Here is a 19,726-nt window from a genome sequence, read left to right on the forward strand (position 1 = left end):
CGGGCGGGCGCGGCGGCGCTCCTGTCGCTGCGGCACCCGAGCCCGCACCCGAGCCTGCGCCCGAGCCTGCCGCCGCAGCAGCACCGGCCCGTCGCCGGCGAGCTTCGACGAAGAAGGCCGCGGATGCGGCATCCGCTGATGTCGTGGTCGACGGAGGCGCGACGAGTCCTCCCGACGAGCCCACGGCGCCCTCCACGGCGATGAAGTTCGTGGCTCCCGTGGAGCAGTCAGCGGCGGGCGACGACGACGAGGCGCCATCAGGCAGTCCGCGCAATCCCGGTCGCCTCCTGCTGAAGGCACTCGAGCTCATGCGCGCGAAGAACGACGAGGAGTGGCAGACGATGCGCGCGGTGAAGAACCAGATGCTGCGCATGGACCCCACGTTCCAGGAGCGCCGGCTGGGCTTCGCCTCGTTCACCGACTTCCTGAAGTCACGCGGCGGGGTGGTCGAGCTCGACGAGGCCGGCGGCAACCGAGTGCGGATCCGGCCGAAGAAGGTCTGAGCCGGGCGATCCCACCGCGCTCAGCCTGACACGCTGCTGTCTCTCCTCGGCGGCACGATGATCGACGCCACTTCCTCGAGCCGGGGGTGCAGATCGTCTCCGTGATCGACCACACCGGTGCGCCACGTCATCGTCAGCCCATCCGGGCCGTCGTGCAGCACCGCCAGGTTGTTGTCGAACCATGGGCCCTTCACGGTCTTCCAGCGAAACGGCGGATCGGGAACCTTCACCGAACGGGCGGCCGCCGCCCCCAGGGGCGTCGCCGCGCCGTACGACATGACGACCGCGAACCAGCGCAGGAACCGCGGCAGGGGGTTCCGCACGGGTGAGCAGACCGCCTGCAGGATGCGGCCTCCCTCCCCGCGCTCCACCTCTGCCAGGTAGGAATAATGCACGTCACCGGAGAGGAAGGTGACGGTCAGCGGCGAGGGGCCGCGTTCGCCGTCCGCCACTTCCGCCGCGATCCGCGCCACCGCTTGGAAGCTGTCCTGGAACGCTGCCCAGTGCTCCAAGTCGACCGCTTGCCGCAGCTTCTCCCCCACCCACGCGGCCGGCTTGCCCCAGGCGCCTTGGGCGATCGCCTCATCCCATGCCTCCACGTGGTGCAGGCCCAGCGGCAGGAGGAACGGGAGCGAGCTGGCGACCAGAACGTGTCGGAATCCGCCACGCATCCGCTCGCTGAACCACGCCAGCTCCTGCGCATCCAGCAGCCCGCGAGCGGACGGCGTCAGCTCTCGCCCCACCCGCGAGTCGACGACGATCAGGCGCACCTCGGCGATATCCCGTGCGTAGCTCCAACGGTAGCTGTCGGGGTCCTTGTCGCACCGGTCGGCGAACGCGTCGAGTGCATCGCTGAGGTCGAGCGCTTCGGTGCCGTCGTGCCCACTGATCCGTCGCCACAACTCGTCGGCTGCGCGGTCTCGGGGGGACAGATTCCCGACGTGCTGATACACCCAATACGACGCCAAGCCCGCGACGATACGACCCTGCCACCATGAGGTGGCTTCCATCTTCTTCTTCCAGTCGAGCGACGCGTTCCAGTCATCCCGGATGTCGTGGTCGTCGAAGATCATGGCGGTCGGCACGCACGAGAGCAGCCACCGATTGGCCTTGTCCGACCACGCGAGCTGATAGAGGTGTGCGTACTCTTCGAAGTCCTTGAGCTCCTCGCCGGGCTCCTCACGGATGTCTCGCCGGCTGCGGATGAACTTCTGCATCTCCTCTGTGGTCGAGTCGGCGTACACCTGGTCACCGAGAAACAGCAGCAGATCCGGTCGGATGTCGCGGCCCTCGGCCACCGCGAGCGCGAACGCGCGCAGCGAGTCGACACCATGCGTGCGGTTCCCCGACCTGTCGTGGGCGACGCTCGTGCGGCACGAGCCGTAGGCCATCCGCAGTGGGCGTCCGGGCGTGAGCGTGGCGATCGTCGACGCCGGGTACTCGGACTCCGGCTCCGGCCATACCGGCATACCGTCGATCTCCACCTCGTACGGCCGCTCCGTGCCCGGCTCGAGCCCATCGACCTCGACGAGGGCGTAGTGATGGCCGTGCACGGCGAAGCTGCGTGCGTGCCACGATCGCCCTTCGGCATGGACGCTCACACGGCAACTGACTCGCGTCTCCACCCAGATGCTGGCCGAGGTCTCGTCGACGTATCGCAGCATCGGACCCAACAGCAGCGGTGATCTTGCCATGGACGCGCTGTCCTCAGACCCCGACACCTTCGGTGTGCGGCTCGGCGTGCTCACGCGGGTTCGGCGTGTCGATGTGGGACATCCGTATGCTCCCCTCTCGACGCCGGCAGCGTCGTCTCGGCAAGTATCCGCCGATGCACACGACCTTCGCAGGGGGTTGCGGACCCAGCTGCACGCGCCTAGAGGCGGGCGGGTGCCGGATGCAGCACCCACCCGCCTCGACGCGGTTCAGCGGTCGTCGTGGAGCAACTGCACCTCGGCGATGTTGACCCGCCCGCCGTGCTCGTCGAGCACTCGGAGCCGTTCGACCTGCGCCTCGGCCGGCAGCGGGAAGCTGTACCACTGATCTGCCGAGACACCGGTGAAGGTGACGAGGTTCTGCCACGTCGCACCGTCATCGTTCGAGCCCTGGAGCACGGTCCCGTTCGCCCGCGGGAGCTGCGTCGACCGCGGCCGCATCCGCACGAGGTCGAACGTGAACGTCGTCTCATCGGCGGGAACCACGGTCACCCAGCCGTTCGGTGTGGTGGTGTCGGGGAAGGTCGCCAGATTGCCGTCGAACAGGCGCCATCCGTTGTCCTGCGTCGTTCCCGAGGGGCCCGGCCACGGTACCGTGGAGGCGTCGACCCATTCCCGTTTGACCTCGAGGGCGCTCACGTGGGTGTTCCAGAGGGCGAGTGACGATCCGTCGGTGGTCTCGATGACCGTCGCGCCCTGGCCGCCGACCACAGTGCGGTAGTCGGCCGCGAACACGAGGTTCCTCCCGTAGTCGACGTCGTCGGGCAGCACGAGCTCCGCGGTCCACGTGAGCCCATCGCTCGACGACGCCGTCGCCGGGCGTCCTTCGATCGTCACGTCGACACCGGCGAGCGGCTGCTCGGCGACCAAGGTCAGCGTGACCGTGTCGCCGTTCACCGCCTTCCCCGCCTCGGCATTCGTCGACGTGAGCGCGGCCGAAGCGATCGCGTCGACCATCTCGTGGCGTTCGCCGTGGACGCGGATCTCGCTGAACGAGGAGATCCCGGGATACACCGGGTCGGTCGGCACACCGGGGTGGTCGACCTGCACCTTGAGATACCGCCACGTCGAGTCCTGCAGCTCGGCGATGACCGGGATCGTCTCGATCGCGAAGTTCTGCGCGATCGTGTTCGTGGTCTCCCGCGACGTCAGCAGGGTCCACGTGCGCCCGTCGTTCGAGCCGTAGACGTTGGCGCCCTGCGAGCGGTTGGCGAAGTTGTAACGCGCCTGGAGCCCGATCGCGTCGGCCGAGACCCGGAACCCGGCGCCGAAGTCGAACGTGAAGGGTGCACGCAGGTCGCCGGTCGTCGTGTTGAAGTCGCCGTCGACGAGGTTCGAGACGTTGGCCGCCGACAGCGTCGAGCTGACGAGCCCGCGGTAGTCGAACGACCCATCGTCGGCAAGGCGCGGGGTGAGCAGTTGCAGCGCGGCCACGGCCTCCTGCAGCGCTGCGAGTCCGGTGAGGAAGGTCGCGTCGTCGGCACTGTCGACGGATGCCTCGGCGCTCGCGCGCACCGACTCGAACTCGGCGAGCGAATCCGACACGTATCGCTCCTCGGGGTCGTAGCCGGCGAGCGCCGCCTCGATCGCCGCCTGCCGGGTGGCGGCGACGTCGATCTCGACCTCGAGCGTCGTGGTGACCTCGCCGTTCGACGCCGCGAGCGTGAACCGGTGGTCGCCGACCTGCTTCGCTGAGGGTGTCCAGGTCAGGCGACCGGATGCGGCATCCACACTCGCTCCGTCAGGAAGCCCGAATGCCTCATACTCGAGGGTCGCGCCCTTGGGATCGGTCGCGGCGAGGTCGCGCGCGGATTCGGCGCCCGCAACGCCGACGAGCCTCGTCGCGGAGCCCTGCGGGAACGCGGGGATGTCGAGCTTCGTCTTCGCCTCGAGCTCGACGTGGTCGAGGTCGACGTTGACGTTGCCTGAGCCCTTCGCCGTGTAGTAGGCGAGGTTGTCGCCCAAGGTGCTGCCGGGCAGCACCTTCGTGTCGACGTCGTACGTGACGTAGCGCCACTCGCCATGCGTGTCGGGCAGCCGCAGCACATGGTACGGGGCGAGATCGGGATTCTTGCGGATCTCGAGCGTCGCGGGCCCGTCGGTGCGGATCCGCACGCCGACCGGGCTGTAGCCGGCGCGGCTCACGTACATGAGCGTGCGCACGGCGACCGTGCTGCCGCCCTTCGAGGCCTTCAATCGCGCGAACGTGGTGTCGCCCTCGGTTTCGACGTTCGTGGTGCCGTCGATGTGCACGCCGCGCTGCTCGAGCTGCACCTTCGCGTCGGTCGGAGCCGGAGGCGTCACGCCCGCGACCTCCTCAGGCAGGGAGAGCCAGTAGTCGGGCGCGTAGTCGGGGTTCGGATCCCAGAAGTTGTACAGGTTCGCGCCCCAGTGGAAGATCGGGCCGTCGGCCTGGTCGTGCCACTGCTCGAGGTGCGGTGCCTCCTTCTCGAGGTCGCGCCCGAGGTCATAGCGATAGACGTGGTACATCTCATCGATCGGGTTGAACAGCCGCCCGCGATACGCCTCCGAGAGCACACCCGCGCCTCCCGTCGTGTCGATCCACGGGATCTCGTGGCCGAGCATGTAGCCGACGAACTGGTTCGCGCCGTCGAGGAGCCGGTCGTCGAGGAAGGCATACGGCGACACCGCGTCATCCGCGGTGGAGCGGGTTCCGGTGACCGGATCGACCTCGGTGCCCTGCACCGTGAGGATGCGCGCCATGACGCCGAGCGTGTTGACGTCGTCCCAGCCGTGCGCCTGGTCGCGCCCCATCTCCTGGTGTTGCACGAAGCTGTACCCGTAGGGATTCAGCGGATCGTTCTTGTCGATCAGCGGATAGATCGCGGCGATCGCGCCGTTCTGCTCGGGCCTCGACGTCGTCGAGTTGACCGTGAACCATTCGACGCCCTCGTCGTAGCGTTCGCGGTTGTCGGTGAAGATGTAGCCCGACATGGCTCCGATGAGCGGGTAGATGTGCTGGTTGAGGTACCGCCAGTTCGTGTGCAGGAAGGTCTCGGTCATCGGCACGATGAGGTTGTCGGTCAGCTTCGCGGTGTCCGAATCGTGCCAGGCGAGGTCGTATGCCGTGTAGCCGTCGGCCACCGACGAGTAGCGGAAGATCTCGGCGGCCATGAGGAGCCGCTGCAGCGGCACACCCGAGTGGATGTGGGCGTCGGGGTAGTACGCGTAGGCGGCAGGATCCATGTTCGACCAGATCCGGATGATCCGCATGCCGTTGTCGCGATGCACGGGATCGCCCGTGATCACGTAGAGCACGGCCTGCGTGTATGCGCCCCAGGCATCCTGGATCAGCCTGGACTGGACCGCCTGCGAGTTGAACGCCGTCACCGCGGGCTGGTCGAGCACCGCGGACTGGTTCGCCGAACGCAGCGTCGTCGACGCGTACTTCGTCGCGACCATCGCGTCGTAATAGGTCGCCCACGGCTCGGCGCCCTCCTGCACGTGCTCGCGTGCTCGCAGGAGGTTGTCGGCGCTCACGCCGATGCCGGGGTGCGTGAAGCCAGCGTCGCTCGTGCTCTCCTGGAACGACACCTCCACGTGCTGCGCCTCTTCATCGGCGGCCCAGGCGGGCGCCGGGGTCGCCACCAGCGTGAATGCGGCCACGATCGCCGCGAGGCTCAGCCACCTCCGCCGGATCCGCTCGAACGGACGTTGCATCACAGGACTCCTTCGTCGTCGGATGGGGCACGACTCGCCGCCTGGGCGAGTTCGATTGGATAGCGTTGTCCACTATGGTGGCTGGCCAGTCGGACTGTCAAGCAACACGAGCCGTGAGTTGGTAATCGCTGTCCGTCTCTGTGGTCTGACCACACGTGCTACCGTGGTCTGACCACACCGGAGCGGCGAGAGGACGAGCAGCATGGCAGCTGACGCATCCGACGCTCCCCGTGCCTGGCAGAGCGTGCTCGAGCACATCGAGGCGCAGCTCCTCGAGGGCCGGCTGCGTCCGGGCGATCGACTCCCCGGCGAGCGCGCCCTCTCCACCGAGCTCGGCGTCGGCCGCTCGAGCGTGCGCGAGGCGATCCGCGTGCTCGAGGTGCTCGGACTCATCCGCACCCAGTCGGGCTCGGGGCCGAGCGCCGGCGCGATCATCATCTCGACGCCGGGCGGCGGCATGAGCGCCCTCATGCGCCTGCAGGTCGCGGCGAGCGGATTCCCCGTCGCCGACATCGTGCGCACCCGCCTCATCCTCGAGTCCTCCGTCGCGGGCGACCTCGCCGACGCGACGCCCGCACCCGACCTCACCGCGGCCGACCGGCTGCTCGACGCCATGGACTCCCCCACGCTCGCGCCCCAGGAATTCCTCGCGCTCGACGCGGCCTTCCACCTCGCGCTCGCCGAGGCATCCGGCAACCAGGTGATCACCGCGACGATGGCGGGCCTCCGCAGCGGCATCGAGGGCTACGCGCTGCAGGGGCTCGCCGCCCTCACCGATTGGCACGCGACATCCGCTCGCCTCCGAATCGAGCACCGCGGCATCGTCGAGGCGATCAGGGCCACGGATGCTGCATCCGCCCGCACTCGTATCCACGACCACATCTCGGGCTACTACGCCGAGACCTTCATCGATCCCGCCCGCACCCCGACGACGTAACCGTCCAGACGACAGAGAGAACCCCACCATGGTGAAGCGCCAGTTCCCGAATCCCCGCGAGCTCACCGAGCTCATGCAGTTCAAGAAGGCGACCCTCAACCCCACCGACCGTCGGCTCGAGCGGGCGCTCACGATCGACGACCTGCGCACGATCGCCAAGCGCCGCACGCCGCGGGCGCCGTTCGACTACACCGAGGGCGCGGCCGAGGGTGAGCTGTCGCTCGCTCGCGCGCGGCAGGCGTTCCAGGACATCGAGTTCCACCCGTCGATCCTGCGCAACGTGCCGATCGTCGACACGAGCCGTGAGGTGCTCGGCGGACCGAGCGCCCTGCCGTTCGGCATCGCGCCCACGGGCTTCACGCGCATGATGCAGACCGAGGGAGAGGTCGCGGGCGCCGGCGCCGCGGGCGCTGCCGGCATCCCGTTCACCCTCTCGACCCTCGGCACGACGTCGATCGAAGACGTGAAGGCCGCGAACCCCGACGGGCGCAACTGGTTCCAGCTCTACGTCATGCGCGAGCGCGAGATCTCCTACGAGCTCGCACGCCGAGCTGCCGCGGCGGGCTTCGACACGCTCTTCTTCACCGTCGACACCCCGGTCGCCGGTGCCCGTTTGCGCGACAAGCGCAACGGGTTCTCGATCCCGCCGCAGCTCACGCCCGGCACGGTGCTCAACACGCTGCCCCGCCCCGCGTGGTGGATCAACTTCCTCACGACCCCGAAGCTCGAGTTCGCCTCGCTCTCGTCGACGGGCGGCACGGTCGCAGACCTGCTCAACTCGGCGATGGACCCGACGATCTCGTTCGACGACCTCGACATCATCCGCGAGATCTGGCCCGGCAAGATCGTGGTCAAGGGCGTGCAGACGGTGGAGGACGCGAAGCTCCTCGCCGACCGCGGCGTCGACGGCATCGTGCTCTCGAACCACGGCGGACGCCAGCTCGACCGGGCGCCGATCCCCTTCCACCTGCTGCCGCACGTCGCGCGCGAGGTCGGCTCCGACCTCGAGGTGCACCTCGACACGGGCATCATGTCGGGTGCCGACATCGTCGCCTCGATCGCGCTCGGCGCCCGGTTCACGCTCATCGGCCGCGCCTACCTGTACGGCCTCATGGCCGGCGGGCGCCGCGGCGTCGACAAGACGATCGAGATCCTCCGCAGTGAGATCGTGCGCACGATGACGCTGCTCGAAGTGGCGACGCTCGACGAGCTCGGCCCGCAACACGTGACGCAGCTCGCGCGGCTCGTGCCGATTGCGAGGCCGGTGACGGATGCCGCAGAAGCGGCCGTCTCCTCGAAGCCGAAGACGGTGCGCAGTCCGCGTGCTGCCTCGGCGGCATCTGCGAAGCCTGCGACTGCTAAGCCAGCGTCAGCGAAGCCCGCGTCGCGGAGCTCCGTCACGAAGTAGGCCGCGCCACCACCGTCGTCCCCGCCGCCGTCCGGGTCCCCGCCGCCGCCGAACGTCGCCACCCAGCCACGTACCGAGGAACGCGCTCGCGATAGCGTGCGAACTCGTCGCCGAATTCGCGATCGAGCATTCGTTCCTCGTCGACCACGCCAGGGTGTTCGACGAGCGCGGCGGTGGGCACGGTCGCCGCCACCCAGGCCGAGCTGCGCAGCAAGCCGAGCCCGAGATGGATGAACCACCATCCGACGTACATCGGATGGCGGCTCCGCGCGTACGGGCCGGTCGTCACGAGCGATTGCGGCTGCTCGAGCTCGAACGTCCCGGTCGTCCGACGACGCCGTTCCGCCAGCGCCCACGCATTGAGCGCACCACCCGACACGAGCAGGAGAGCACCCACTGCCCGGTGTGCAGCACGCGGGCCTGGGAGCCGCGCCGGGAACATCCGATCCAGCGTGACTCCGACGATGATGCCGACGACCTGGCCCGGTGGCAGGGGCAGGTTGCGATACACGCCGACGAGATCCATCACGAACTCCCTCCGGCCGCGGCTTCCAGGTGGGCCGAGCGGCCGCTGCGGGCCACCCGCCCGGCCTTCGCGGGATGCGTGGCCGGCGAAGCCGGAGGCATCCGCCGAGCGAGGTATCGGGCGTCGCGCCCGACGCCGGGGATCGTCGCCGAGGTGAACGCGTAGAGGAACTCGAGACCGAGGAAGTACAGACCCGGAACGGATTCCACCACGCCGCGGTTGTGGCGGGGTTCGCCGTGTTCGTCGAACGCCGGCAGGTCGATCCAGCCGAGGTCGTCGTGGTATCCCGTGCACCAGATCACGCTCGACACCTCAGGGCTGGTGCCGTCGGCGAGGACCGGCTGGCCGGCACGCACTCCAGTGACGCGCGGAACGCGTTCGACACCGGCATCCACGAGATCCGCGACCTTGGTGCGGACGAGCGGGGCTCCACGGAAGGCCGCCGCGGCGGCACGACCCAGCCGATTCCCCCGGGTCAGCACGTGCGTGCCCGCGAACCGGATCAGCGGGAGCACGAAGCGCGCGGTCGCACGGGTCGGTCGCACGGGCAGCTCACCACTCGGCGTTCCCGCGATCGACGTGGGGTGGGTGGCCGCGACATCCCGAGCGATCTCGGCACCGGAGTTGCCCATGCCGACGACGAGCACGAGGCCCGGGGGCAACTGCGACGGGTTCCGATACTCGTTCGAGTGCAGCTGCACGACGTGGTCGGCGAGCTGATCGGCGAAGCCCGGCACCTTCGGCGCCTGGCATCCGCCCGTGGCCACGACGACGTTCTGGGACACCCACCGCAGATTGCCGGCGGATGCCACGAAGCGCTCGCCCTCGCGTCGCACCCGATCCACGCGCACCTCGGTGCGCACCGGGAGATCGAAACGCGACGCGTAGTCCTCGAGGTAGGACGCGACCTCGTCCTTACCGGGAAACGCGAGCGGATCGCCGGGGAACGGCATCCCCGGAAGGCCATTGAATTTGGCGGGCGTGAAGAGCTGAAGCGAGTCCCAGCGGAGCCGCCAGGCGTCGCCCACCCGACGCCCAGCGTCGAGGATGACGAATTCGCGACCCTGTCGCGCCAGTTCGCGACCCAGTGCGAGACCTGCCTGGCCGCCGCCGATGACGACGGTGTCGACGGTCTCCGTGCTGTCGAGCATCATGTCGTGCCTCCCTGATCGAACGTGTGAACGAGGTTCATACCGACCGACGCGCTGGAGTCAGACCATCTACGACGTGCTGGCGACCCGTATCCGCGGCTCGGATTGGGCCGCGATCGGCGCGCGTCCCCGCTCCCACGCCCTGCGGTACCGCAGGAACCAGATGAGCATGAGCGCGGATGCCACGAGGTAGAACGTGTGCAGGAACCAGATCGGCCCGAGGGGCAGGCTGAACACGTACAGCGAGTGCACGGCGTTGCCCACGTTGGTGATCGCGATGTTCCCGAGGCTGTACGAGGAGAGGTCCTTCGTGCGCGCGGCCTTCACCAGCATGGGCAGGTAGCTCATGGCGAAGAGGCCGGTTGACAGGATGCCGGCGAGCACGGCGAGATCCATGATTCAAAGCTACGAACGGCGTCGAGTCGCGACATCGGGGGAATCACCCATATGCGGATACCCATATGGATGGCGTTCACCGACGGTTCCCCTTACGCCTCCACGCCGGGCCGCTGCGCTACACAAGCGCGTGCTCGTAGGCGTACGCCGTCGCCGCGGCCCGCGACGAGATCCCGAGCTTCGAGAAGATGTTGCTGAGGTGCCGGTCCACGGTCTTCTCGCTGAGGTAGAGCTCACCGGCGATGGCCCGGTTGGTCTTCCCGGATGCCACGAGCCGCAGCACCTCGACCTCTCGAGGTGTGAGCGGTCCGAACGCGGCCGACGGGCCACGTCGCGACAGTGCGTCGACGGCGGCCACGTCTGGCGCAGCTCCGAGTTCGAGGAACGTCGCCCTCGCGGCATCCAATTCCATCGAAGCGGATGCCTCATCGCCGAGCGCCCGCCAGGCACGCGCCGTGAGCACGCGGCACCGTGCCGCCTCGTACGGCGCCTCGAGTTCCTGCCAGCATGCCCATGCGGTGCGGAGCGAGCTCAGCGCTCCACGCGGATTGCCCTCATCGAGTCGCACCGCGCCGTCGCAGCGCGCGGCGACGGCCCGCAGGAGCGGCTTCGCGTCGCGGGGCATTCCCTCGGCCAACTCGTCTGCCGCCCGCCGAGCCGCCTCGACATCGCCCGCGGCGAGTTCGATCTCGACGACGGCGGGAAGCAACTGGTTGTGGGTCGGCAGGTCGGCCTCCTCGGACACCTGACGGATCATGGATCGCGCGAGCCGCACGTTGCCCTGCGCGAGTCGAAGGAGCGCCAAGCCCGGCTGCGGCGGGTATCCCGATTCCGCGGCGCGCAGGTACGACTTGTCCGCCGCGTCGAACTCGCCTCGCAAGCGATGCACCTCAGCCTGCTGGTACCAGGCCCGCCATGCGCCGTGCCAGTCTCCGCGCCGAACCCGCTCGACGGCCGCTCGGGCCGCTTCGAGCGCATCGGCCCATGCGCCGTGCAGGCGGTACAGCTCGGCACGGAACGCCTGGCACTGGCCGCTGTACATCACCATGTCGGGTCGCGCCCCGCACCAGCGGTCGAGCGCGATGGTCCATTCCTGGGCTCGGCGCACGTCGAACGCGAGGTAGCAGCTTCCGATGACCGAGCAGTACACGATTCCGGACGTCACGGGCGAGACCTCGCCGGCCATGATGGCGACCATCACCTCATCGAGGAGCGCGAGACCGTCGTCGGTGTGACCGAGCATGATCCAGGCCTGACCCAACCCGAGGTGCGCCAATGCCATCGCGTCGCGATCGTGGAGTCGATCGCCGATCGTGAACGCCTCGGCGAACGCGAGGGCAGCACCGTCCGGGTCCCCGGTGTACAGCGCTCCGAGACCGGCAGGGATCCGCAAGAGGCCCTCGACTGACTCCGCGCCGCCGCCGCTCTCCGCGATGCGATTCGCTCGAGCGAGCCAGCCGCCGCTTTGCGCCATGTCGCCGTGGCCCATGAGGTACATGCCGATCCATGCGGCGGACCGAGCCGCTCCCTCCTGGTCGCCGACCTCGAGGAATGCCTCATGCGCCCTCGTCGCGAATTCCACCCCGAGCTCCTCGCGACCGAGCAGGAGCGCCGTGGTGGAGAGTCGCTCGAGGTCGGCTCCCTCGAGCGCACCCTCTCCGTCGGCCTCGCTCAATGCGGTGAAGGCCTCAGTCCATCGATGCTCGGCGAAGGCCGAGCGACCACGATCGAGAACGACGGACGAGGCCATGGCGTGCCTTTCGGCGGTGGGCGCCCAGCGCCCCCGGGCAGCGCGCCGGGCGCCCGTCGGATATTCGTCACGGTACCCCTGCTCGATGCGCCCGGCAAGGGCTGGCATTGGGGCCGACAGGGCTCCCCGATTACGCGACGGCCAGGTCCGCCTCGACTGAATCGAGAGCGAGACCCGTGATCGTGCTGTCCTTGAATGCGGTGATCGGGTTGATCCGTACGCGGTCGCCCTCCGGGGAAAGACCCAGCGCGGCGGTGAGTACCGCGATGGATGCGGCGGCCGACCAGGCCTGGGGGCGACAGGCTGCCGGGTACGGCACGGGCAGGGCGACTTCCGCCGACGGGTCGCCGGAGTGAAGTTCCGGGACGCGATAGTCGAATGCGGCGGCGGTGCGCAGCAGCCCTTCGATGAGTCCTGCCGCGTCTTCGCCGCGACCTTCGCTGGCCAGACCGAGCACCGCGATCGCGGTGTCGTGGGCCCAGACGGAGCCGCCGTGGTAGCTGAGGGGCCAGTAGCCATCGGACTCCGTCGACAGCGTTCGCAAGCCATACCCCGAGTCGAGGGCGGGGTCGGTGATGCGGTCGACGACGAGCTCAACCTGTGCGGCATCGAGGATGCCCGTTCCGAGCAGATGCCCGACATTCGAGGTCGACGTGTCGATGGGGTTCTTGGCGGCATCGAGCGCCACCGCAAGATAGGGGCCTGTGGAGTCCTCGACCCAGAACTTCTCGTGGAACCGGCTGCGCAGCCGCGCTGCCCACCTGTGCCACTCCTCGGCGCCGGGCACGCCGAAGGCATTGAGGAGTTCCGCTCCGCGAAGCGCAGCCTGGTAGGCGTACCCCTGCACCTCCACGAGGGCGATCGGGCCTTCGGCCAGCGAGCCGTCTCGCCATTGCACCGAGTCGTCGGAATCCTTCCACCCTTGGTTCGCCAGACCTCGGCCGGAGGCGTCGATGTACTCGAGAAGCCCATCCCCGTCGGCGTCACCGTGATCCCGCATCCATGCAAGTGCGGATTGCAGGTTGGGAAGCAACGCTCGCACTTCCGCGTCGGGCAGGCCCCAGTCCCAGGCCTCGGCGAGCAGCGTGATCCAGAGCGCGGTCGCGTCGACGGTTCCGTAGTAGAGCGGTGGGATCCGGCCACCGTCTTCGTTGAGCGCGACGGTGGCCCGGCGCAGTTCATGCATGATCTTGCCCGGTTCCTCGGCGGTGCTCTCGTCGACCTCGACGCCCTGCAGCCCCGCGAGGACACGCAAGGTGTCGCCCGCGAGCTTGGTGCCGAGCGGGAGCATGAATCGCGCCGTCCAGATCGAGTCACGACCGAACAACGTGAAGAACCACGGTGCGCCCGCGGCGATGAACTCCGCCTCGGGTTGGCGCACGGTGGTCATGCGGAGCCCGTCGAGGTCTGCGAGCGCTCGGTCGATCCACAGGGCGAGTCGTGAATCGACGCCTTCGATCGAAGGCGCGCTCCAAGGGGCCGGGCCGTCGACACCCTGAACGACGGCCTGCGCGTCGTGCGCTTCGAGCCGCCAGGAGACCTGTGCGTGCCCGTTGGGTGGCACCTCGAGCTCTGCGGAGAGACGGATGACTCCGTCGCCGAACTCCAGGTCGAGGCCGGTGGCACGGAGAGTGGCGTGGACATGTTCGAGGCTCCAGGCGGCAACGCCCTCTACGACCGCGACAGCGGGGGCATCCGCCCGGTCGCCGATGCCGAGTTTGACGTGGTCCACCGGCGTCGCGTCGGGATGGAGTTCGATCACGATGGCGGCGGTGACGGTGACAGCTCGTCGGTTGCGGAGAGTGAGGGTGTCGGTGGCCCCCCAGCTTTCGACGGTTCGATCGACGATGAGCCGAACGGCGGGGTCTGGCGACGGGTCGTCGAGCATTCGCAGCAACGAGGAGATCCGCACGGTGTTGCTGCGCTCGCCCCCACCCGAGAGGTACTCGGGCACCTGGCCGTTCACGGTCAGGCCGATCCCGCGCAGAAGTCGCGTGTCGGAGTGATAGACGCCGTGGACGGCGGCCGGATCGACACTCCCGTCGGGGGCGGACCAGAACTGCGTCGGTGCGCGCAGGACCATGATCGCTTCGTGAAGCAACGGCTGGAGAGGTGCGGTCACAAGGTGCTCCCGGAGCTATTGGAGGGTGTTGGCGGTAACGGACTTGACATTGAGGTCGAACTCGGCGCAACATTAGCAAGATTTGATAGATCGATCAAAAAATTGCGGTCGTGGCTGTCCCAGGCCCTGACGCTCAAGCCAAAGGAGGCGGGAGATGACGCGGATGCCGACCGTCGAAGACGTCGCTCGCGTCGCGCAGGTGTCGCGACAGACCGTCTCGAACGTGATCAACAGCCCGTCGATCGTGCGAGAGGCCACCCGTTCCCGGGTCCTCGCCGCCATCGACGAGCTGGGGTACCGACCCAACGCCGCCGCGGATCAGGAGATCACGCGGATGCCGACCATCCAGGACGTCGCTGGTCTCGCACACGTGTCGAAACAGACCGTCTCGAACGTGATCAACAGTCCCTCGACCGTGAGGGAGGCCACGCGTTCCCGGGTCCTCGCTGCGATCGACGAACTGGGCTATCGACCCCACGCGTCCGCGCGTCGGCTGCGAACGAGGAAGTCCTCGACGATCGGCGTGCGGCTCGCCCCCCTCCCGCCCGATGGCATCTCCAGCGCGATACTCGACCGGTTCGTGCGCAAACTCACCGAGCAGGCCGACGCGCGAGACCTGCGTGTGATGCTCTTCACTGCCGGCGATCCCGTCGAGGAGATCGATCGCATCCGCCGCCTGCATGAGGGGTCGGATGCTGACGCATTCGTGCTCTCGGCGACTGAATACGGCGACCCTCGCATCGCGTGGCTGGTCGAGCAGGACATACCGTTCGTGTCATTCGGACGACCTTGGGATGCGAAGACCCCTCACCATCGCTGGGTGGATGTCGACGGCCGCGCCGGAGTCGGCGAAGCCGTGCGCCATCTGCGAGCCCATGGCGCGCAACGCGTCGGGTGGATCGGATGGACCGAGACTTCGGGCAACGGAAACGAACGCCGGTCGGGCTGGGAGGCCGAATCCGGCCTGAGCGCGACGGATCAGCGGACGTACTCGCGAAGGGCCCCCGACGACGTGACCGAGGGCACTCGGTGCGCCATGGAGCTCCTCTCCCTGCCCGAGCCACCGGATGCGTTGGTCTGCGCGAGTGATTCGCTCGCGCTCGGCGCGATGACCGCTGCCCGCATGTCCGGCCGGCCTGCACTGCCCGTCATCGGTTTCGACGACACACCGATCGCTGCCGCCGTCGGCCTCTCGAGTGTCGAGCAGCCCTTGGACGAGGTCGCAGCGACAGCACTCGCACTCCTGTTCGGGCCGGAAGGCGATGACGTGCTTCCGAACCCGGGCGACGACGAGGAGCCGACGAATCGGCTCCTCGCGCCCCGACTCGTCGAGCGCAGGCCTAGCCACCTGCAACTCGACGCGACAACCGGCGACTGAGGCCGGCAATCACATCGAAGGGATACATCGTGAGGACATCACAATGGAGTGCCGCCGTTGCCGCGGCGGGACTCATCACCACCCTAGCCGCGTGCTCTCCCGGCGGGGGAGGCGGCGGGGAGGCGAGCGGGCAGGAGCTCACCATGCTCATCGCCGCGTCCGGCGACGCCGAGAGCACCGCAGTACAGGAGGCGCTCGACGCATGGGGCGCGGAGACCGGCAACACTGTCGAGCTCATTCTCGCGAACGACCTCGTGCAGCAGCTCGGCCAGGGCTTCGCGGGCAACGAGCCGCCCGACCTCTTCTACATGCCGTGGGACCAGTTCCAGACATACGCCGGGCAGGGCTTCCTCGAGCCCTACGCCGAGGACCTCGCGAACGCCGACGAGTTCCTCCCGGCTCTGCGGGAGCAGTTCACCTACGACGACCAGTTCTACTGCGCGCCGAAGGACTTCTCGACTCTCGGCCTCCAGATCGACACCGACGCATGGGCGGCCGCAGGGCTCACGGATGCGGACATCCCAACCGATTGGGACGGACTCACGGCCGCTGCGCAGAAGCTCACCACGCCGGAGACGGTCGGCCTTTCGTTCGGCCGCGAGTACGCACGCCTCGGCGTGTTCATGAACCAGGCCGGCGGCGAGCTCGTCGATGATGACACCGTCACCGCAGACTCCCCCGAGAACGTCGCGGGCCTCGAGTACGCCCAGTCGCTCATCGACGCCGGCGCGCTGAAGTTCCCGCAGGATCTCGAGGCGGGCTGGGCCGGCGAGGCGTTCGGCCTCGGCAAGGCCGCGATGGTCATCGAGGGACCCTGGATCAACGGTGCCCTGCGAAACGACTTCCCCGACCGCAAGTACATCAGCGTGGAGCTCCCCGCGGGTGCGGGAGGCCAGTCGACCTTCGCATTCAGCAACTGCTGGGGCATCCCGGCCGGATCGCCCACGCTCGACGTCACGACCGACCTCGTCGAGTACCTCACGAGCGACGAGCAGCAGCTCGCGTTCGCCGAGGGGTTCGGCGTGATCCCGTCGACCGAGTCGGGTTCCGCGGCGTACGCGGAGCAGTTCCCCGAGAACGCGGCGTTCGTCGCGGGCGTCGACTACGCGGCGAGCCCGGTCGCCTTCGCCGGGGCGGCCGCCGCGATCACCGACTTCAACTCGCAGCTGGAGGCGGACGGACTCACCGACCCCGCCGGCGTGCTCGGCGGCCTGCAGACCAACCTACAGGCCGCGCTCGACGAGGCGAACGGCTGATCATGAGCGCTTCTGCGCAAGGGCCTCGTCGCGGCGGTGGCATCCGCCGCGGCGAGGCCCGCGCGGGCTGGCTCTTCGTCACGCCCGCCGTCGGCCTCGTCGTGGTGTTCCTCGTCATCCCGATCGTGCTCGCCTTCTGGGTGAGCTTCAGCGACTGGAACGGCTTCCAGTCACCGCTGAACCCCCGGGTCAACTTCGTCGGGCTCGAGAACTACGCCGCGATCACCGTCGATCCCGGCCTCGACCAGCAGAACTTCGGCACCTCGGTGCGCAACAACCTCTGGTACGTGGTCTTCGTGGTGCCGCTGCAGACGATCATCGCGCTGCTGCTCGCCGTGCAGGTCAACCGCGCGGTGCTGCGCGGCCGCGGCTTCTTCCGCACCGCGTTCTATTTCCCGTCGGTCACTTCGACCGTCGCGATCGTGATCGTCTTCCAGTTCCTGTTCACGGCTTCCGGCGCGGTGAACGCGGTGCTCGCGTTCTTCGGCATCAGCGGCCCCAACTGGTTGAACGACCCGAACGGGATCTTCCACAACATCGCCGCGGGCGTCGGGATCACCAGCCCACCGCCCGCGCTCGAGGCGGCCGGTCCGCTCGGCGTCACCTGGTGGGACTGGCTCGCCGGCCCCTCGGTCGCGATGAGCTCGCTCATCGTGCTCGCGATCTTCACGACGTCGGGCACCTTCATGCTGCTCTTCCTCGCGGCCCTGCAGAGCATCGGCGCCGAGATCGACGAGGCGGCGCTCATGGACGGCTCCGGGCCGATTCGGAAGTTCTTCTCCATCACACTGCCGATGCTGCGGCCCACGCTCTTCACGGTGCTGACCCTCGGCCTGATCGGCTCCTGGCAGGTGTTCGACCAGATCTACGTGCTCGGCGGCGCCACCGCGGGCGGCACGATCTCGACCCCGGCCTTCCTCGCGTACAACACCTCGTTCGACGAGCTGAAATGGGGCCAGGGCGCCGCGATCGCGTTCATCCTGTTCGTGTTCATCATCCTGCTGACCCTCCTGCAGCGCTGGATCCTGAAGGAACGCGAACCCGGCAGGCGGCGCAGGATCTCCAGGGAACCGGATGCCGCGGCCGGCTCCGTCGGCGCCGACCCCGCCGATCGCGCGCTCCCCTCGGGCGCCGGCACCCACGAAGGGAGCCGGTCGTGACCACGAAGACACCCGTCGACGCGCCGAGCGAGCCGCGAGATGCGGCACCCGTCGCGACGCGAGCCGATGCGGCATCCGCGATCCCGAAGCCCACGAAGACCGCCAAGCGCCGCCGCAGCATCCCGCTGCGCGTGCGTTCGGGGATGTGGCTCAGCTACCTGATCCTCGTCGGGCTCGCGCTGGTCTACATCTACCCGTTCATCGTGTCGGTGTCGGCGTCGTTCAAGACCGATGCCGAAGCCACGCAGAACCCGCTCGCGATCGTGCCCGAGACGATCACGTTCGCGGCCTACGAGCGCCTGTTCGGCGACGTGCCGTTCGGACTGTGGGCGGGCAACACGATCCTGATCTCGGTGATCGTGACGCTCGGACGTGTGTTCTTCGACTCGCTCGCGGGCTATGCGCTCTCGCGGCTGAAGTTCCGCGGTCGCACGATCGTGTTCGTGGGCTTCATCGCAGTGCTGTCGGTGCCAGGCGTGGTGCTGCTCATCCCGCGGTTCCTGATCCTCCAGCAGCTCGGGCTCTACGACACGTACGCGGGCATGATCATCCCGCTGCTCTCCACGGCGGCGGGCGTGTTCATCATGAAGCAGTTCTTCGACTCGATCCCCGACAGCGTCGAGGAAGCGGCCCGCATCGACGGCGCCGGATCCTTCCGTACGTTCTGGACGATCGTGCTGCCCATGGCGCGGCCCGCGCTCGTGACGCTCTTCATCCTGAGCTTCCAGGGGTCGTGGAACGAGCTCGGTCACTTCATCGTGTCGCGGCAGAGCCCCGAGCTGAACACCCTCACGACCGGTGTCGCGTCGCTCGTGTCGGGGCAGCTCGGTCAGGGCAACCAGTTCCCGTTGCAGCTCGCGGCGGCGGTGCTCATGACGATCCCGGTGGCGATCCTGTTCTTCGTGTTCCAGCGCCGCATCATGAACACCACGGCGGGCGCCGAGAAGGGCTAGGGGCGGTACGAGGTGACGGATGTCGCGGCGCGCGCCGCGGCATCCGTCATCTCACGTCATGGTCGCCGCGCAACCCGGTTGCCCACGGGCCTCGACCGGCGTAATCGTTGACTATGACCGCTCGCGTCATCGTCGCAGCCGGGATCGCTGCAGCCGTCCTCCTCGTGCTCGCCGAGCCCGTCGCGGCCAGCGCCCACGTGACCGTGACGCCGAGCAGCACCGCCGCCGGCAGCGACAGCGTGCTGACCTTCGCGTTCGGTCATGGCTGTGACGGATCGCCCACAACGGCACTCACGATCGACCTCCCCGAGTCGATCATGGCCGCCGCGCCGACACTCCACCCGAACTGGACCGTCGAGAGGGTGGAAGACGACGACCGCATCGCGCGGGTCGTGTACACCGCGATCACGCCGGTCGAAGAAGGCATCCGCGCCACGGTCGAGCTCGCCGTCGTGCTGCCCCTGGATGCCGCCGGCGAGACCCTCGTGTTCCCGGTGCTCCAGACCTGCGCCGAGGGCGAGCTGAACTGGGACCAGCTCGCCGAGGAGGGCGCCGCGGAGCCCGAGCATCCGGCACCGACCATCCTCGTAACCGCGGCGACTGCGGAGACCCAGGGCCCCGCCACGACGACCGAGGCCGCAACCGCGACTCCGGATGCCGCCGCACCGGGCTCCGACCCGGTGGCACGCGTGCTCGGCATCGGTGGGCTCGTCGCCGGCATCGTGGGTATCGTGCTCGCGCTCGCCGCGCGCCGCCCCCGGCCGAACACACGCCCTCAGCGGCCTGAATAGGC

Annotated in this window: 15 protein-coding genes; 8 read left to right on the forward strand and 7 right to left on the reverse strand. The window is 68.6% G+C overall.

Features of this window, described 5'->3' with window-relative positions:
* Window positions 1-503 (forward strand): OST-HTH/LOTUS domain-containing protein (locus ESP51_RS00005; RefSeq protein WP_206737133.1); only part of this gene is annotated, 503 nt, incomplete at its 5' end.
* A gap of 20 nt (window positions 504-523) precedes the next feature.
* On the opposite strand, the gene ESP51_RS00010 is transcribed toward ESP51_RS00005, so the two are convergent.
* The gene (locus ESP51_RS00010; RefSeq protein WP_479683762.1) at window positions 524-2,251 is read right to left on the reverse strand and encodes an alkaline phosphatase D family protein; all 1,728 of its coding nucleotides are present in this window, start codon (window positions 2,249-2,251) and stop codon (window positions 524-526) included.
* Between the two features lie 174 nt (window positions 2,252-2,425).
* The gene (locus ESP51_RS00015; protein ID WP_129518832.1) at window positions 2,426-5,896 is read right to left on the reverse strand and encodes a putative Ig domain-containing protein; all 3,471 of its coding nucleotides are present in this window, start codon (window positions 5,894-5,896) and stop codon (window positions 2,426-2,428) included.
* 202 nt (window positions 5,897-6,098) lie between these two features.
* On the opposite strand from ESP51_RS00015, the gene ESP51_RS00020 reads away from it, so the two are divergent.
* Together ESP51_RS00020 and ESP51_RS00025 are read left to right on the forward strand one after the other, a co-directional pair.
* Window positions 6,099-6,833, forward strand: coding sequence for a FadR/GntR family transcriptional regulator (locus tag ESP51_RS00020; RefSeq protein WP_129518833.1), 735 nt, complete (start codon window positions 6,099-6,101; stop codon window positions 6,831-6,833).
* 28 nt (window positions 6,834-6,861) lie between these two features.
* A complete protein-coding gene (locus ESP51_RS00025; RefSeq protein WP_129518834.1) occupies window positions 6,862-8,241 on the forward strand; it encodes an alpha-hydroxy acid oxidase in 1,380 nt (459 codons plus the stop codon).
* On the opposite strand, the gene ESP51_RS00030 is transcribed toward ESP51_RS00025, so the two are convergent.
* The 5 genes from ESP51_RS00030 to ESP51_RS00050 all read right to left on the reverse strand — a co-directional run bounded on the left by ESP51_RS00030 (window position 8,231) and on the right by ESP51_RS00050 (window position 14,186).
* On the reverse strand, window positions 8,231-8,767 hold the full coding sequence (locus ESP51_RS00030) for a methyltransferase family protein (protein ID WP_129518835.1): 537 nt from the start codon (window positions 8,765-8,767) through the stop codon (window positions 8,231-8,233). The two genes, ESP51_RS00025 and ESP51_RS00030, sit on opposite strands and share 11 nt — an antisense overlap.
* Window positions 8,767-9,921, reverse strand: a complete 1,155-nt coding sequence (locus ESP51_RS00035; protein ID WP_129518836.1) for a flavin-containing monooxygenase — start codon at window positions 9,919-9,921, stop codon at window positions 8,767-8,769. Before ESP51_RS00035 ends, ESP51_RS00030 begins: the two co-directional genes overlap by 1 nt.
* 66 nt (window positions 9,922-9,987) lie before the next feature.
* On the reverse strand, window positions 9,988-10,314 hold the full coding sequence (locus ESP51_RS00040; RefSeq protein WP_241842891.1) for a hypothetical protein: 327 nt from the start codon (window positions 10,312-10,314) through the stop codon (window positions 9,988-9,990).
* A gap of 118 nt (window positions 10,315-10,432) precedes the next feature.
* A complete protein-coding gene (locus ESP51_RS00045) occupies window positions 10,433-12,064 on the reverse strand; it encodes a helix-turn-helix transcriptional regulator (RefSeq protein WP_129518837.1) in 1,632 nt (543 codons plus the stop codon).
* A gap of 130 nt (window positions 12,065-12,194) precedes the next feature.
* Window positions 12,195-14,186, reverse strand: coding sequence for a glycogen debranching N-terminal domain-containing protein (locus tag ESP51_RS00050; RefSeq protein ID WP_129518838.1), 1,992 nt, complete (start codon window positions 14,184-14,186; stop codon window positions 12,195-12,197).
* Window positions 14,187-14,340: 154 nt separating this feature from the next.
* On the opposite strand from ESP51_RS00050, the gene ESP51_RS00060 reads away from it, so the two are divergent.
* The 5 genes from ESP51_RS00060 (at window position 14,341) to ESP51_RS00080 (ending at window position 19,724) form a co-directional block, all read left to right on the forward strand.
* A complete protein-coding gene (locus tag ESP51_RS00060; RefSeq protein ID WP_241842892.1) occupies window positions 14,341-15,564 on the forward strand; it encodes a LacI family DNA-binding transcriptional regulator in 1,224 nt (407 codons plus the stop codon).
* A gap of 29 nt (window positions 15,565-15,593) precedes the next feature.
* Complete coding sequence (locus ESP51_RS00065; protein ID WP_241842893.1) at window positions 15,594-16,820, forward strand: sugar ABC transporter substrate-binding protein; 1,227 nt, start codon at window positions 15,594-15,596, stop codon at window positions 16,818-16,820.
* A 2-nt stretch (window positions 16,821-16,822) separates the two neighbouring features.
* Window positions 16,823-17,980: a carbohydrate ABC transporter permease gene (locus ESP51_RS00070; protein WP_129518840.1), complete on the forward strand. Its 1,158-nt coding sequence runs from the start codon at window positions 16,823-16,825 to the stop codon at window positions 17,978-17,980.
* Window positions 17,977-18,933 carry a carbohydrate ABC transporter permease gene (locus ESP51_RS00075; protein ID WP_422386819.1) on the forward strand — a complete coding sequence of 319 codons (957 nt, stop codon included), beginning with the start codon at window positions 17,977-17,979 and terminating at the stop codon, window positions 18,931-18,933. Before ESP51_RS00070 ends, ESP51_RS00075 begins: the two co-directional genes overlap by 4 nt.
* Window positions 18,934-19,046: 113 nt before the next feature.
* Window positions 19,047-19,724: a YcnI family copper-binding membrane protein gene (locus ESP51_RS00080; RefSeq protein ID WP_129518841.1), complete on the forward strand. Its 678-nt coding sequence runs from the start codon at window positions 19,047-19,049 to the stop codon at window positions 19,722-19,724.
* Window positions 19,725-19,726: the final 2 nt, after the last annotated feature.

Origin of the sequence: Agromyces albus (assembly GCF_004134825.1) — a bacterium.
Classification (GTDB): Bacteria; Actinomycetota; Actinomycetes; order Actinomycetales; family Microbacteriaceae; genus Agromyces; species Agromyces albus.

Excerpts from the sequence above, each read along its gene's own strand:
- ESP51_RS00015 (WP_129518832.1), bottom strand. The coding sequence starts at position 5,896 with ATGCAACGTCCGTTCGAGCGGATCCGGCGGAGGTGGCTGAGCCTCGCG.
- ESP51_RS00020 (WP_129518833.1), top strand. The coding sequence starts at position 6,099 with ATGGCAGCTGACGCATCCGACGCTCCCCGTGCCTGGCAGAGCGTGCTC.
- ESP51_RS00025 (WP_129518834.1), top strand. The coding sequence starts at position 6,862 with ATGGTGAAGCGCCAGTTCCCGAATCCCCGCGAGCTCACCGAGCTCATG.
- ESP51_RS00030 (WP_129518835.1), bottom strand. The coding sequence starts at position 8,767 with ATGGATCTCGTCGGCGTGTATCGCAACCTGCCCCTGCCACCGGGCCAG.
- ESP51_RS00035 (WP_129518836.1), bottom strand. The coding sequence starts at position 9,921 with ATGATGCTCGACAGCACGGAGACCGTCGACACCGTCGTCATCGGCGGC.
- ESP51_RS00040 (WP_241842891.1), bottom strand. The coding sequence starts at position 10,314 with ATGGATCTCGCCGTGCTCGCCGGCATCCTGTCAACCGGCCTCTTCGCC.
- ESP51_RS00045 (WP_129518837.1), bottom strand. The coding sequence starts at position 12,064 with ATGGCCTCGTCCGTCGTTCTCGATCGTGGTCGCTCGGCCTTCGCCGAG.
- ESP51_RS00060 (WP_241842892.1), top strand. The coding sequence starts at position 14,341 with ATGACGCGGATGCCGACCGTCGAAGACGTCGCTCGCGTCGCGCAGGTG.
- ESP51_RS00070 (WP_129518840.1), top strand. The coding sequence starts at position 16,823 with ATGAGCGCTTCTGCGCAAGGGCCTCGTCGCGGCGGTGGCATCCGCCGC.
- ESP51_RS00080 (WP_129518841.1), top strand. The coding sequence starts at position 19,047 with ATGACCGCTCGCGTCATCGTCGCAGCCGGGATCGCTGCAGCCGTCCTC.